The sequence below is a fragment of the Fictibacillus nanhaiensis genome (assembly GCF_023715445.1).
In the GTDB taxonomy this organism is placed as follows: Bacteria; Bacillota; Bacilli; order Bacillales; family Fictibacillaceae; genus Fictibacillus; species Fictibacillus nanhaiensis_D.
Genome location: NZ_JAMBOD010000001.1, coordinates 42326 through 57527, shown reverse-complemented (window position 1 = coordinate 57527; position 15202 = coordinate 42326). Strand labels below are relative to the sequence as shown.

General features: G+C 35.3%; 16 protein-coding genes. 2 read left to right on the top strand and 14 right to left on the bottom strand.

What is annotated here, in order from left to right; all coding sequences use genetic code 11:
- Window positions 1-4: 4 nt before the first annotated feature.
- Complete coding sequence (locus tag M3196_RS00380) at window positions 5-817, bottom strand: hypothetical protein (protein ID WP_251320289.1); 813 nt, start codon at window positions 815-817, stop codon at window positions 5-7.
- A gap of 223 nt (window positions 818-1040) precedes the next feature.
- Between M3196_RS00380 and M3196_RS00375 the strand changes: the two genes are divergently transcribed.
- The gene (locus M3196_RS00375; protein WP_251320288.1) at window positions 1041-1268 is read left to right on the top strand and encodes a hypothetical protein; all 228 of its coding nucleotides are present in this window, start codon (window positions 1041-1043) and stop codon (window positions 1266-1268) included.
- 101 nt (window positions 1269-1369) lie between these two features.
- Here M3196_RS00375 and M3196_RS00370 read toward each other — a convergent pair whose 3' ends face one another.
- The 12 genes from M3196_RS00370 to M3196_RS00315 all read right to left on the bottom strand — a co-directional run bounded on the left by M3196_RS00370 (window position 1370) and on the right by M3196_RS00315 (window position 12715).
- Window positions 1370-1963, bottom strand: coding sequence for a hypothetical protein (locus M3196_RS00370; protein WP_251320287.1), 594 nt, complete (start codon window positions 1961-1963; stop codon window positions 1370-1372).
- Between the two features lie 29 nt (window positions 1964-1992).
- Window positions 1993-2235 carry a hypothetical protein gene (locus tag M3196_RS00365; RefSeq protein ID WP_251320286.1) on the bottom strand — a complete coding sequence of 81 codons (243 nt, stop codon included), beginning with the start codon at window positions 2233-2235 and terminating at the stop codon, window positions 1993-1995.
- Between the two features lie 49 nt (window positions 2236-2284).
- A complete protein-coding gene (locus tag M3196_RS00360) occupies window positions 2285-2593 on the bottom strand; it encodes a hypothetical protein (protein WP_251320285.1) in 309 nt (102 codons plus the stop codon).
- A gap of 153 nt (window positions 2594-2746) precedes the next feature.
- A complete protein-coding gene (locus M3196_RS00355; protein WP_251320284.1) occupies window positions 2747-3028 on the bottom strand; it encodes a hypothetical protein in 282 nt (93 codons plus the stop codon).
- Window positions 3006-3227: a hypothetical protein gene (locus tag M3196_RS00350; RefSeq protein WP_251320283.1), complete on the bottom strand. Its 222-nt coding sequence runs from the start codon at window positions 3225-3227 to the stop codon at window positions 3006-3008. The genes M3196_RS00355 and M3196_RS00350 overlap by 23 nt, the downstream gene beginning before the upstream one ends.
- A 377-nt stretch (window positions 3228-3604) precedes the next feature.
- Window positions 3605-8764 carry a phage tail tape measure protein gene (locus M3196_RS00345; RefSeq protein ID WP_251320282.1) on the bottom strand — a complete coding sequence of 1720 codons (5160 nt, stop codon included), beginning with the start codon at window positions 8762-8764 and terminating at the stop codon, window positions 3605-3607.
- Window positions 8761-9048, bottom strand: coding sequence for a hypothetical protein (locus tag M3196_RS00340; RefSeq protein ID WP_251320281.1), 288 nt, complete (start codon window positions 9046-9048; stop codon window positions 8761-8763). The genes M3196_RS00345 and M3196_RS00340 overlap by 4 nt, the downstream gene beginning before the upstream one ends.
- Before the next feature lie 143 nt (window positions 9049-9191).
- Window positions 9192-9914, bottom strand: coding sequence for a DUF6710 family protein (locus M3196_RS00335; protein WP_251320280.1), 723 nt, complete (start codon window positions 9912-9914; stop codon window positions 9192-9194).
- Window positions 9899-10165 (bottom strand): hypothetical protein, encoded by a 267-nt coding sequence (locus M3196_RS00330; RefSeq protein ID WP_251320279.1) that lies wholly within the window; start codon window positions 10163-10165, stop codon window positions 9899-9901. The genes M3196_RS00335 and M3196_RS00330 overlap by 16 nt, the downstream gene beginning before the upstream one ends.
- Before the next feature lie 153 nt (window positions 10166-10318).
- Window positions 10319-10525: a hypothetical protein gene (locus M3196_RS00325; protein ID WP_251320278.1), complete on the bottom strand. Its 207-nt coding sequence runs from the start codon at window positions 10523-10525 to the stop codon at window positions 10319-10321.
- A gap of 301 nt (window positions 10526-10826) precedes the next feature.
- Entirely contained in the window at window positions 10827-11663 is an 837-nt protein-coding gene (locus tag M3196_RS00320; RefSeq protein ID WP_251320277.1) for a hypothetical protein, read from the bottom strand.
- 188 nt (window positions 11664-11851) lie between these two features.
- A complete protein-coding gene (locus tag M3196_RS00315; RefSeq protein WP_251320276.1) occupies window positions 11852-12715 on the bottom strand; it encodes a hypothetical protein in 864 nt (287 codons plus the stop codon).
- A gap of 1308 nt (window positions 12716-14023) precedes the next feature.
- On the opposite strand from M3196_RS00315, the gene M3196_RS00310 reads away from it, so the two are divergent.
- Window positions 14024-14893, top strand: a complete 870-nt coding sequence (locus M3196_RS00310; RefSeq protein WP_251320275.1) for a PIN domain-containing protein — start codon at window positions 14024-14026, stop codon at window positions 14891-14893.
- A 62-nt stretch (window positions 14894-14955) separates the two neighbouring features.
- On the opposite strand, the gene M3196_RS00305 is transcribed toward M3196_RS00310, so the two are convergent.
- Window positions 14956-15138, bottom strand: a complete 183-nt coding sequence (locus M3196_RS00305; RefSeq protein ID WP_251320274.1) for a hypothetical protein — start codon at window positions 15136-15138, stop codon at window positions 14956-14958.
- Between the last annotated feature and the right edge of the window lie 64 nt (window positions 15139-15202).

The window sequence follows — 15202 nt, the reverse complement described above, 5'->3', positions numbered from 1 at the left end:
TTTATTACACCTTTGGTATTTCGTCAATGTTTAGGGTAACTTTCAATCTAATTGGACAGTTTGGGTCTCTGAGTTCTTCAGGGATTTCATATATAATTAATGGTAATTTACTAGGTAATTTTTCAAGTAATATTTTTAATATATCCTCACAAAATCCTAAAGTGTTATAAATAAAAGTTTCCATATCATTATGAACTAATCCCATTTCCTCATCATCAATCTTCCAAGTTGGTGGGTTAAAATATGGTGGATTATCTTTATTAAAAAGCATTATATCCTTTATGAATAACTCACCCGATCTTCCCCCTGGATGTTCTACTGCATTTCTCATTGTAACAATTCTTCTTATCCATCCATCATGATCTTGCTTTAAAGTAATTGATAAAATATCTTCTTTACCGAATTCTTTTTCAGCCCATTTATATGCTTCGTCAAACCTAGCTTCTTTAAATTTCTTTTCATAAAAAATATCGAAAATACCGATGAAATCACGTAAGGTAGACTTTGCCTCATAGAGAAAACTTTCGCATAAATATCTTAGATTATTTACGCAAGGGGTATAAATTGCATTATTTTTAAAAATATCATCTTTTTGGATAGAATTAATTCTTATTAATTCACCCATTATTTTTTGATGTATTTTATAGCAATTTACTAACCTATCTCTTACTTTCATACCTAATAACCCAAATAATTGTTCCTTTTGCTCATTTGTTAAGGGAAACATTTTTGTTAACTCGTTTGTTTGAAGTGAAAGCCTTGCAACTATTGGATTACTAGTACCTACGTCAGATAACTGTTTTAATTCAAACCCCAATTTCAAACATCTCCCTCTCTGAAACAAACATTATCATTGATTCTATTATCACTTAAATTGATTGGTAAATAAAGTTATTTTTTAAATATATGAAGCAAGCAATTATGTTAACTGTTACACCATTCTTATATATCTTAATTAACTATTTAAAAGGGTAATTGTTAATCTTGTAAGTTATAAAATGCATTTCTTACACTATAGAAAAGTGAAAGGAGATGTTTTTATGAAGTATCAACGAAAGAGAAAATCAATGAAAGAAAAGTGGAAATGTCATTTTGTTGGAGAAGGTCAAGAAGATATTAGAGATATTATTAAAAGAACCTTTGTTCAATGGTTAAACGATCAACAACAATATCCAGTTATTTCGCTTAGGGAAGATTTGATAAAAGAGTATGGTCCAGACATATATAAAAAGAAAAAGCCTGATCCCCGCAATAGAGAATCAAGCTAAGTATAGATTAAATTACGCTTATCGAATGATGAATGCTTAAAAGAAGGGAGGGTTTCACCTACCTTTCAATTAAATTTTGGTTCGATAAGCGTTCACTTAATCTATTTACCTATATAGATGTACTCTTTATAATCAATACTTGTGCCACTACATATTTCGATTCCTGCTTTTTTGATATCTGCTTCTCTTTCTTCTAATAACTCCGCTAGTTCAAATTTTGGTATCCCGAAGTTAACCGTTCTGGAACTATCTCCTACATTGATATTAATAACTGGTTGTAACGCATTCACATGCAATTTCCCGTTACTTTTCACGTAGTAAATAAACTTATTTATAACTGACTTTTTCTTCTCTTCAACTTCATCACCGACAAGGTTCAGATCGTAAAGATAGACTTTACCATACTTATCTTCTGCGCTAACATTAAGTTTCTTTAATTCGTCGAATAATCTTTTCTTTTGATACCAATCTTTAGCAAACCCTCTAACGTTCGAAATTCGCAATCCTGTTTCGTTTAAGAAATGATATAAGTTTTTATTTAAGTCTGATGCAAAATCTATTTCTTTCCATTTCCCATTGTAATCTGACTCATGTATTCTCATCCAATTAGCTAATCCCTTTGCAAAGTTCTTTATCGGTATATTGTTTCCATGATTGTAATTCCATTCTAAGATTTCACAGTATACTTTCCTCAATATAATCTTCTCCTTTATTTTTGAATGTTTTATAGTCCTGCTAACCAATTTGTCTCTTTATCTGCTTGTTGGTAGTTCTTTTCTTTAGGTGTTTCTATTCCGTTCAAAAAGGAAACTCTCACTTCCTGAACCTTCCCTTTAATATCAAGCTGTTGTGAAGAAGCTTTAACTTCAGATTGCTTTTTATCCTCTATCCTTTGTTTTGCTTTTTCACCGATTTCTTTCAGTGAGTATTTTTTCAATGGTCCCGCAATACCAATTTCAAATGGCATTTAATTTCACCACCTTTCAATTATCAGTCGCCTTTACCAGTAGAAAGCTTTAAGTGGATTCCTCTTGGCTATGACTTTCAATACCCTTCTTTTTCAGGAAATCAGTTTCCTTAACTTTAAACACATGCCCGGAATTGCCACCATTGATCATTTCAACTCCGTAGTATTCAAGTTCTTTTAAGAAGAAAGCATCCGTGTAATAATGACGGAATGCTTGTCTAGTAATATTGAATAGCTTTCTAATCTCATGTGAAGCAGTATCTTCGTTTTTGATTATTTTTTTAATGAAAACCTCTTTAGCTACTTCTCTTGCAAACAACCTTTTATTCTCTAAAGCTTTCACTTGCTTATGGTTCAATCTTTTACCCCCTTTCATCAGAAGAGTAAATATACAGCCAAAGCTAACACGATTAAGTTTTGCCTTAATGATGTTTTAGCTTCAATTTTATTGTTGATTACCTTCCATTGCCCTTTCAACGGCTCTCACCACTTTCATCGGGTTAATATTCAATTAGTTATCTCGCTTACATTTACTTATTTTTGCACGAACAAGATTATCGACATATCTATACTTGTACATTAACTCTTTGACATCGATTGTCATTTTATTGTTTTCAATATCATTCTTGATACTCTTAACTAGCAGTTTTGATTCTTCGGGGTAACTTACCTCAATTTCGATATCTGATCCATTTCCATTTCCTTTTATCCTCACCAATCCTAATTTTGAATCCTTTACTAATGCCAATATGCAAGAAGCAAAGACCTTATCATTGATTATCAGTAGCTTCATGCTTCCACCAATCCCTCTCCTTTAATTCCGTGTATATATTAAGTGGTTTCAATATTTTCATAACCCGATCAGCATATTTCTTATCAAAATAAACAACATAGACATTTACATCTTCGATAAAATGAGTTTCCATTCTAGCTTTTGGAATATTTTTCGAAACTGCTAAAGCGGAAATATAACTACTAGTTAACACATGCATATCGCAACCTCCTTTCACTTTGTATTACACTGGATTCCTTATGTATCAAGGGTAAAAGCCATCTTTGTATGTCGCGATGTATGTCACTTGCAAACTCCTAAAAAAAGAGGGATAAAAAGTTACCCTCAAAGGAGAAGAAATTGGAGGGGAAAAGAGGTTGGCTGACCTCTCACCCGTGAATTCTTAACAGACGAATAGGTATTCGCTATGCAAGAAAAGGATTTAAATGAGGTAGCATTTATCCCTTTCTAAATACATTAGTACCTCCTTCTGAATACTTTTTCTCACCTTAAAAAAGATTATTTTTACACGTTATCTTTCACAGAAAATAAATAAGAGAAGGACCTAATGATCCCTCTCTTTGTCATGTGATTTTATTAACTTCTTCCTTCTTCCTCTTCAATCAATTCTTTGATATGCATAGCAAATTCCCTTGCTTCTGATCGAGAGGCAACAATAACACCCGCATTAACATTGTAAGATACATAACGATTGGTAGTTGAATTTGCCTGATACGTTCTTGTCTCATTTGTGGAGGAATCCGTTGGAGCAGATGCGGTTGTTGTTTCTATAGTTGCATTCACCGTAGGCTTGTATGCTTCTACAGCGCGAGAAAGTTGATCTAGGATAGGTGAGATCGTTGCGGTAGCTCCACTTGTGAGTGCCATAGCCTGAACAGCTTCTATTTCATTTCTGACTTGCTCATAAGTGTCCATGATCATTTGACCTTGCTCCGTGATCATCTTTGTATTACCTTCAGCATCCCGGACGATATTGCCCCATCTATCAGTGAATTCACGGCGACTTACGATAGTGTTATCTAGCTGATTCTGAAGATTCTTGTATTCATTCGCAAGTGCTTCTAATTCGGCTTTGTTTTCTGCAAGAGTTTTATTTCCGTTAGCGATTGAATTCTGAAGCTCTTTATATTCAGCGTCGATCTCCGCCAGTCGATCCTTCAATGGTTGTTGAGCTTGTGCGATCAGATTAGCATCAGTGACGCCATTCTTCGCGAATTCGGCTCTAACCGCGTTCATTTGGTGAACCAAGTCGCCTTTCAGAAGGTTAAGCTCTTGAAGTCTTGGAGCTAGGTTGTCATCGTTCAAACGGTACTGGATCAATGCAGATTCTTCGGCTCTTGCTTGGATTTTATTCTTGATGTCATCCATTTTTCTCTGCAATGCTTCGGCAGGATCGACTTGTTCCACCATGCCTAATTGAGCCATAAGGTCTTCAACGTATTTACCGACGAAAGAATCTTTTGCCTCTTCGACTTTACGTGAGTTAATCTGATTACTGATATCAACCATATTCTTGACGCCCTGACTAGCTTCAGTGACTTTCTTGTTGAAGTTATCCAACCAAGAATTTGTCTTTTCGCTAACCACCTTGAGAGTGTTTTGTGCAACGTTTTCTAGGACCTTCTTAAGCATGATCGCTTTATCGGTAGCATTCAAAAACACGTTAGCTTGATTAAAGATTTTCTTGGCTTCGTTAGCGTTAGAGAATTGTGACAGCTCATCGTAAACCATTTTGTTGTAATCGTGGTTTTTGCCAGTCATGCGATAGGCTTCACGATATTTAGAAGTCGTTAAGTTACGAACACGGTATTCAGAGTTGCGGATACCGATGTGCATAGCGTGATCGACATTAGCCTGACCTGTGCTTAAATACGCTTCAGCTTCATCCTTGTTCTTGAACATAGGTTTCGGCTTTGGAGGCGTAACAGGTTTCGGGCTAGAAGATGATCCCGGAAGACGTAGCGTTTGACCTGCGAAAATTCTGTCAGCATCCTTGATGAACGTATTTAATTTCATCAGATTTGATACAGTCGTCTTAAACTTGACAGCTAATTCAGATAGAGTGTCTCCCCACTTGATCGTGTAGTTAGCTCCACCCATACCAGTGTAAGTGTCGTTTCCGTTCTTGCCGTTCAGCATATTAAAGAGATTCTTTTGTTGGTTTTGGTTAATAACCATTTCACCAACCTGAAGGCGAGCGTCTACTTCGTTATTACGAGGCTTTTTAGAAACTATACCGCCACTATGGTAGTAAGATGTAGGGTTGATCGCTCTACCGCCACGACGAACCTCAAAGTGCAAGTGACTTCCAGTTGAATCACCAGTCGATCCCATATTCGCGATGTGAGCTCCGGCAGGAACAAACTGTCCCGGAAATACATGATTTGCAGAGTTATGCGCGTAACGGTACTCAAGCCCGTTTGTACCTTTGATAATTACGATGTTACCGTAACCACCCATTTGACCTGAATATTGAACCACGCCACCCTGACGAGCTCTGATAGCGGTACCCATAGGACCCGCAAGGTCGATACCTGCATGGAATTTGGTTTTACCAGTAATCGGATGTTTTCTTGTACCGAATCCGGATGTAAATGTCAGTCCGCCAAAACCTCGACCCGCGATTGATCCTCCACCTGAAGACATGATCGCATCTTTCATCTTATCTCCATCGATGCTACCACCGGACCCGAACAATCCGCCGAAAATACCCTTAATTGAGATTTCAGCGAATCCCTTGATCTTGTTTTTAAATACTTCTTTCAATCTCTCCCAAGCAGATTTTGTTTCATCAGTCTTAGATTTAACTTGTTTAAGGTCTTCAACAGTATTTTCTCTCATGCTATCAACTGACGACGAAGCTCCGAACGATGCTTTTTCAACTGCTTTTTTGAAGTCTCGGAATTTATCTTCTGTAGATTTGACTTCAACTTTTTGATCTTTAAGCTTCTCTAAGATTGTTGATGTAGATTTTTTAACAACCGATTGAGCACCACCATTAGCTTCTTCCATTACTTTTTCATACTCGAATAATTTACCCATTTTGTGATCGTAAGCTTTGCTCATTATAGTTTTAGTTGATTCATAAGCTTGCTTCTGTCTATTTGCTGTTTTTTCGGTATTTTCTGCGGTTAGGAGCTGTTGTGCTCGAGTCTTATTTTCCACTGTCCAACCATTTTGAGATGCTTCAGAAGTGAGTTTCATCAACTCTTCCATTTTGTCCATCTTATCGTTGATCAAGGAAGGGTCTTTCTTTAATAATTCTTGATTGATGCCGAATGTTTCAGAAAGGTTTTTTACTGCTTGATCATATATTTGAGTCTGAACAGTATCTTTGTTTTTGACTCCTAAAAGTAATTCGATTAATGCTTGTTGTTCTCTCATGGAATTAAGCCATCTATCGGCAAAGCCAATAGCATTTTCCATAGCTGTAGAATTCTCATCAATCTTTTCAGTTAAATTAAAATAAGCTTCGCCTGTAGGTACTATTGCCTCCAACCTTTGTTGTTCCATAGCATCTTTCGACTTTTGGAGCAATTCGGTATTAATTTCTGATCTCTCACCTAATCTTTCTTCTAAAGTGAGTAGATTTGTCTTTGCTGTCGTTTTAATACCTAGTTGAGCAAGTTCCTCTAATTGCTTCTTAGACAATACATCATGTACTTTAGTACGTCGTATGTACTCTTCAGTAAGCTCTTCTTCCGATTTGTTTACCATCTGAACATTAATTCCAAGATTACTATATCCGTGAGAATTGCTTTGAATTGATTTGTAATTTTCATCGATATTACCTTTAAGCTTTTTCTCATTGTCTGATAGTTTTTCGATCGAAGTATTCAAAGCTTCAACTTGATAGCTGTCTACCTTTCCATTTGCAATAGCGTCTTCAAACGCTTTATATTGTTCAATTGCAACTTTCGTTGTTTCATTTAACGCTTTCTGTTCTTCTTTAAGTTTCTTAAAATGACCAACTAAAGCAGAGATTCCGATCACTGCTCCGGCTATCCAAAAGAAAGGATTAGTTACAAGCGCCATTGCCATCCCTCTTAAACTGTTAGTTACCATTCCAATCGCACCGGACATCCTACCTAACAGACCTGTTCTATCTTTAATAGTCTTGTTATGATGTTCCATATAAGAGATACCTTCACTAGTCATGGTATTATTCATTGCTTGAGCTCTTTCGAAGTCTTGAGTAAGCTTTGTCATGTTTTTTGTTTCAAGGTTATAGTCTTTCATTTTAGCGATTAAAAGTCCTGTAGCTCCAACAGCACCTAACATAGCCCAAGTCCATTTACCCATCGCATCAAAAATACCCGTTAAGCCCTTCATCAATGTAGATAATGAATCCATCGCGAAACCTAAAGCTTGTCCTAAGCCATTTTCCCCAATAGCTCTCGATAAGTCTTGGAAGGATTTAACCATAGAATCTAACTTTTTCTGAAGTTTATCAGTTACTTTTTCAGCCTCTTTGCTCGCTGTACCCCATGATTCTGTTGCGATTTTGGTGTATTTTAACGCATCATCATAATCGTTCATGAGGGCTAAGAATTTTGCTAGGTGATCTCTGCCTGCGACTTTAACGCCAATTTCTTGTTTCTGTCGATCAGATAATGAATCCCATTTCGCCCCTAACTCATCAAAAATACTTCCAACATCTCTAGCATCACCTGTAAGTGGATCAAATACAGTTACCCCTGCTTCTTCTAATGCTCTAAAGGCACCGGGCATTGTTGTAACACGTGAGTAGATAGTTTTTAGTGCATTGCCTATAACTGATCCGCTAAGTCTTGTTTTCTCTTGGATTGCAGTAATATGACCTGACATTTGATCAAGACTTACACCGAAACTATCTGCCACTGAAGCACTTCTAAACATCGCATCTGCCAAATCATCAACACTAGCTGAAGATTCATCAGCAAGAAGATTTAAGCGATCCACAATTGAAGTTGCATTTCTGGCATCAACATTAAATACGTTCATTAAAGCGGACATCGTTTCTGTTGCCTTTGTTGCATCTATGTCACCTACAGTTTGTAATAAAGCCGTAGCGTTAGTTAACCTCGCGATATCTTCTTCTTTAAGCCCTTGTTTACCAAACTCGATCATAATATTGTTAACATCAGTTAGTTTCAATCCGAATTGTTCTGCTATTCTCGAAGACTCATTCATGTACTTATTTGCATTTTCAAATGTCCTTGCAAACAACCTTTCAAAGTCAATCAACTGTGAATCAAGCTCGATAACTGTTCTTGTGATCTCTTGAAAAACTCTAGCTGTCCCATAAATTCCAGTCGCGGCGAGTGACCATTGTAACATCCTCTCTCCTGCAATTCCTGTAGCATCAGCAAAAGATAATGTGTATTTATTTAGTCCTTTCATACTCTCTCTAGCCCCAACAATTCTGTTATCAACCGTTCTAATTGATCTTCCTGCTTGATCGATCTGTTTTGAATTAAAGCCCTTATCGACTGTCTTCTGGAGCTCTTTCACGCTCTTGGTTGCGTCCTGATTAGTTTTTACCATACGATCCATAGCTCTTGAGTATTGCTTTTGGGTACGTTCAACCTGACTAAGATTATTCGAAAGAGAGTTGAAATTCTTTGAAGCCGCTTCAACATTTCGAGTGAGTTGATTCATTTTATTTTGGACTTTATTCATTGTGTTCATTAATTTTGCTAGTTCACGATCGTCTACACCAAAACTAATGTTTATTCTTCTGCCGTCTGTACTCACAATATCTTCCTCCTTTCTAATTGATTATTTTTTAAACAACTGTCATCGAACGAGAAATAAATGACTTTGAAAACCTTCTTGGTTGTAATTCCACTTTGGTCTAATATTTGTTTGATTTTTTCATTGTTCATATGATAAGAGATGTTTTGTTTACTACATCGTAATGTTCTAGATAACTCTTCTAAGCTCGTATCCTTTTGATATAGAAGATGATTTCCGGCTGTTACCTTCGCTATTGCACGAGCCATTTCGTCATAAGACAATTGATTTTTACTACTCGTCATTTAATGTCCTCCTTTTTATGCCTTCATTACATAAATACCGTAAAGTGGAGGACTTTTCGCATAGCTCAAATCCTTGATATATCAACCCTTATAAGACATTTCAATTGTAAAGTAGAATAAAAAAAGCACCCTGATTAAGGATGCTAATAAGTAATATTGTGTTTGGTCATTAATCGTCCGATTTCAAAAATAGCCGCTATCTCAATATTTTTTACTTCTCCAATAATCGACTTATCAAATTCTCTAAAATAATACATCCCATCACAAGTGACATAGTTATATATTTCACTAATATCGTTGACTGCTTCTGTTGAGATCGTACCATTTCCTTGTAATATCCCTACAGATAATGAGTGATTTCCACTCCAGACCCAATAAAGGCCAATAGGTAACCATAATTCAAGTGAATGATTTAATTCATCTTCTTTCCAAGGCCCTAACTTTCTACATTGACCTATATTAGTTATTGCTTTAATTAACCGTTGTCTTTTCCAGGCCCAAGGTAGAACAGTATCGTTTCTAAGATTAGCCTTTCTCTTTATATCTAACGTACTTATTAAATCTGAAAATTGTCTACCGTCTTGTGTTAACATTGTATTTTTTTCAAACATGAAAGGAGGAAGTATGGATTTTAAGTTGGATTCGTCTTCTACCTTTAACAAATTCACCATGTAATCAGATTGAATTTTTCTTCCAAGTATATAAATCACTTCAAAAATAGGATGTTTTGCTCCACTTGATTCATTCCAATCAGATTCCTGAAATATCTCCTCCGCGAATTTCATAATATTATTGAATTCTTGTTGTTGGGTTAGCTTTGTACCTCTTTGAATCTTTTCTGGATTCTTTTTTAATTTAAAGAACATATCATACCCCCGAAGGAAATGTAATAAAATTCACCTTTATTTTCATCATAGTAGATGTCTTTTTTATTTATTACCTCTTTATATAATTGATAGTTCTTAATAACTTCTCTTTTGGTTGTTTTAAACCTTTTTGCAACGTCCTCCGTAGAAAGCCATCGATCTAGAAGTTCTTTTGTTCCAATCGTATATACTAGCAAGTGTCCAACGAATTTTTGTCGAGGAATCATAGGTTTCTTTCTATCAGTAGGCATAATTACATCAATCTCCTTTATAGTTATTTTCGAGTCGCCTTTACCAAGATAAAAGGTGAGGAAGGTTTGATGAGAAGGAAACGGTTAATAACAAGCTTGTCTCCCTCTAACTCCCTCCCTTTATTCCACTGGAGAAGGCTTACCGAAAGTCGCTCATCCTAAACGTCTGCCTGTTTTAAGAACGTTATCGCGCATAAGTTCAAAGACCAACTGACCGTCTTGTATTGCTGTATTGAATTTATCGTTTAATTGATAAACTGGAGTTGCACCTTCAAAACCAATCGGATTAATTCCAACTGTTTTTAAAAATATGTTGATATAATCATCCGTTACTAAAACTTTAGATCCTACAATTTTCATAAAGCAATCTATCTTTTCAGAATTTAATTATTCAGCAGGTACATATGCGAGCGTCAGTGAAGCATTACTGTCGGTAGACGATTGGATGTCCTCATCGCCGGACGGCTAGTGTGCTAATCGCCCACAATTACACATGGTTAAACATTTCGGAACATTTAACTTTCCTAGAGTTTTAACTTTGCGGAACACTAACAAAGACAAAGAAGAAATATTAAAACGAAAGAGACTAAAACCCACGTCCCTCTAAGGTTAAAGTCACTTTTCAAGGGGTTACTTTTTTACCTGGTATCCCGTTACCTTTTTACCTGGTATTTTTCTTAGGACTGTACGGAGATGACAAAAACATGGACTTTAACGTGTCATCCGGATAACCTTTTTTTCTATAAAAAATATAAGGATTAACGTAATATTGTTTTTCTCGCCTATCTGAAGTTGAACCTTCAAATAAAATTCTCTTCTTGTGGCATTTATTCAGGAATTTTCTAGCGTTATCTACATCTATTCCAATCACTTCAGCTACCTCTTTTTGGTTCAAAAACTTGAAGTTAGCCGGATCACTTTCAAATGGATCAATACAGATTAAGTTAGTTTGATAATGAACGTAAGGTAAAACCTTGTATAAATAACCTAATTCAGCAGGTTTTAGGTCGTTGGCCAACTTATCTAAAGTTGTTTTGAACAATTTAATTAATTCATTTCCGGTTATAGTACCGCTTATATGAACATCAGGGTTAATTTTGTAGCCGATTTCATCTAATTCTAGTGCAGAAGCATCCATTAAAGCGTCAATAATGTTATTTCTTGAGCTAACTTTACTAACACCTAACCCTTTTGCTAAATCTGTTTTTGTCTTCATTACCGATCCTTCCTCCTTTATTAGATATCCGGTTCCACATTGCATGTAAGGTATTAATCTCATAATATATCCGCACTTCTTTGCGTCTAATTTTTGTGAGATTTCCTTCATTCGTTTCATTTTCCCGAAAGCAAAGTGGCGATTATCTGGTTCGGCCTTACTCTTGTATGCTTCAGATTGCTTTTTGGAGATAATTTTGTCTCCATCTTTCAGTTCGCGGATTATTTCTCCAGTTTCTTTATTTACTATTGAAAACTTCCGGGCATTGTTGCTCGTCTCCATTTCATTAACCCTTTCTTATGACTGTTTTATCATTCTCCGATCCATCCCTTGTTTTGGTAGTCCCTTGTTCTTCCCGTACATTCTTCATTGTTGCGAGAAATTAAACAAAATTGCTTTAAACTTTAATTAAATTAGGATCAGGAGACAATAAGCACCCAATCCCTTAACCTTTTCCCTGGCCGAGGCGATCAGGATATATTGCTTCCAATCCTCGCTTCCAGTTCTTTAAGTTTTGCAATAAATTCTTGTTTCTTTTCCTTATTATCTAGGTATCTATCCATGAACTCATAGACACTTAACACTCTTACGTTATCGTAAGCTTTAATTCTATCTCCTTCTAAGTAGACGATAGTTAAAACGTCAGCTTCTTCTTTGTATTTATTTATTGTTCTTAATGTTGAATAACTATCAAACCTTAACTTTGCATCAATGAAATGACCTTGAAAATTATTTATCACAAAGTCAGGTATACACTTTCCAAACTTTTTGTTTCTAATAACTTCTAACTGAACTGCGTCAAGTATCTCGCTAAGGATGTTTTCGAATTCTAAACCTAGTCGGGAGATTTTAAGAGCGTCGCCTCTTATTTCCTCATAATTCAATCCTGCTTCTGTTATGGCGCTTCTCCATGACCCGAAAATATAAACAGCTGTACCATATAAACCACCGTGATTTATATTCATGTAACTATCTGTTAAACTTTCATTTGATCTGTGACGATCCTGGATAAATTTAATAATGTCTGCTTTAGCCCATTTATTTTGAGGTTTATAGTTTGGATTCGATAAAGACTTTTTTAATTTCGATCTAACACTAATTAATTTTTTGTTGTTTTCGTAATACTTTTTTGAAGCATTTTTATATACAGCTTTATTCTCACGTTGATATTTTAGTTGACACTGCTTGCATTTAGGTTGTCTACCACCTAATCCTTTTTTGTGAATTGAATATTCATCTAGTAACTTTAATTTATTACAGCTAGTACATTCCTTTCCGACAAACGTTTTCCCATCAAGCTTTACTTCAATGAGCTTTTTTCTTTTACCATACAAATTTCCCACTACTCCTTTTATCAATTTTCTCGACCTTAAACTCGAATGATTATCGAGTGCTTGTCGAGTAACTTTCTGCTATTTAACTCTTCTCTTTACCATAAGTACCTGCGTTCAAGTTATTTTTCTCATGTTAAATATCAATAGTTAAAATCTAATTTTTCGTTGATATTAAAAGGGTTTTGGAAATTCAAGATAATAGTTTAGGGGAAATTAAAAGGAGTTAAATATGTATAGTGAAGTGCCAGTCTCTCTCTTCTGTTAATAAATTTTTAGACCTACCTTTAGTACCTGGTACTAATTATATGACTAATCTGTAAAGTGTAAAGCCTTGACATTCCAATTTCATATAGTATACAAAATGTGCAATTGGCTTAATATCAACGTTCTCTAACTGGGGCTACAGAGTGCATATCTTCCGTATACATTTAACTGCATTCAATATACACATTAAGTAGCTAGGTTTCAGGAACCTAGTCAGTTAACAATCCAGTATTATTAAGGGTTTGTTACATTTTTCAATATGCACCATTTTATACATCCACGTATTTTCAGTGTTTAACCAGTCTTTATGTTCGTCTACTATAATGATCAATGCATAATTAATACCAACCTTTTTTCTATCTTCTTTCACAAATGCTAATCTTCTTGTGATTATTCAACATTAATTAATAGTCAATGAGTAGTTAAAAGAAATTTGATTACTGCTGTCGTTAGATGAAGCAAATGCTTGATAAATTAAGTGATTAGTCGTGGTAAAGGTCGATCATTGTCCGGTGCTATCGGTTGCTCCGTTCAATCGTAAATAGATAATAACGCACATATTTATGAATAAGCTCTATTCTGCCTCTAACGAATAGAATTAACGTGCGGAGGGTTTTTAATAACTGGCATTAAAATCCCTGTAAGAAGCTCTTAAGCACCTTAAAGATGATCAAATTAAACTTGAATTTGTTTTCCTGAAGGTGAATTTTTTAAACAATCAGCTCTCAAACGCTTCAGAATGATCCGTGTCATTCGTTAGTGGTTTAGGGAAGGTGTTTCGTCTAGGAGAAGTTACTAAGGGATAGGGGGTGTTTACGAAACTTTTTGGAAGAAAGTTGAATGGGAGGGGAAACTACCCATCTCTCACTCCAGGCATCTGATAGGGGCCATGTTTCAATGCTACCCTACATCCAGGGGGCTAGGTTAAAAGCTTTATATATAGAAAACGTTACAGATTTTCTTTTTTAAAAAAATAGGAGGAATTTGTTTCAAATTGTAGAATAAAGTAAGTTGCTAGGAATAGATCAATTAAGGAGAAAAACTGTGAGTGAAATTCGTACAATAGATAAAGTATGTCTTATTATAGATACTTGCGTTTGGCTAAACATGGGCAAAACATCAAAAGAATTAATTGATAAACTTAATTATGTGATGTATGAAAATAAAGTATTTTTGCTTATTCCTGAACAAATCAAGACAGAATGGAATAGACATAAACACTCAAAGATTGTGACAGATATTGAAAATAACATCAAAGGCTCTATTAAAAATTCTAAAAAGATTCTAGATCACGTAAGTAATGATGATGAAGCAAGAGTGTTTTTAGAAATTATTAAAAAAGTAGAAGACCGAAAGGATTCAATCATCCAATCCATTTCTGAAGAAAGTATTTTTAAGATTGATTTAATGATGGCCAGTTCGAGACACTCACATACAATCCTACCTACGCCAACTGTTATTGAACAAGTATTGGATTGGGGTTTATCACAGAAAAAGCCTTTTCAGCAAAATAAAAACAGTACTGGGGATGCATTAATAATCCTTTCAGCATTGGAGTATCTTAAAGAAAATCAATTTACAAAAGCGATTTTTGTTACAGCAAATTATAGAGATTTTAGTAGCCCTGACCCAAAAATAATCCATTCAGACCTTGAGCCACTTTTTAATGAAGTAGGATTAGAATATTCAATTAATATCGCAGAAGTTATTAATGAAATTCATGAGAATGCACTTAGTCAAGAAATCGTAAATGATATGTACCCTAGATATTATGGAGTAAATTCTTTTGAATGTCCCGAATGTAAAATAGATATGAATGGTTATTATAGATTAGGTCAATTCGGATTAACATATCACTATCAATGCCCACAATGCAGGAAACTTATTGATACTGGTGAAGAAATGGATGGTTAATTAAGTTAAAATTATGTTTTCCCTAACCCAGCCAGGCTAGGGATTTTTTTGATTTGATTAAATTAGCGTTTGTGCTTAGTTTTATCGACTTGTTTCCATTGGTTCCCTGGTTTTGATGTTGGAGGCAAAGGTTTTCTTTCGATTCCAGTTACTTCTGTAGTACCCTTCTTGCCCCCACGTGGCCCAACTTCAACAAACTGACCTGAATCCTTTGGACGTTGACCCGGCTTGTATGTGTTTGACATATTTCTCACCTCCTTTTTTACAAATTTCGGCATCAATAGAGGAAAATCCTTCCTATTAGAGAAG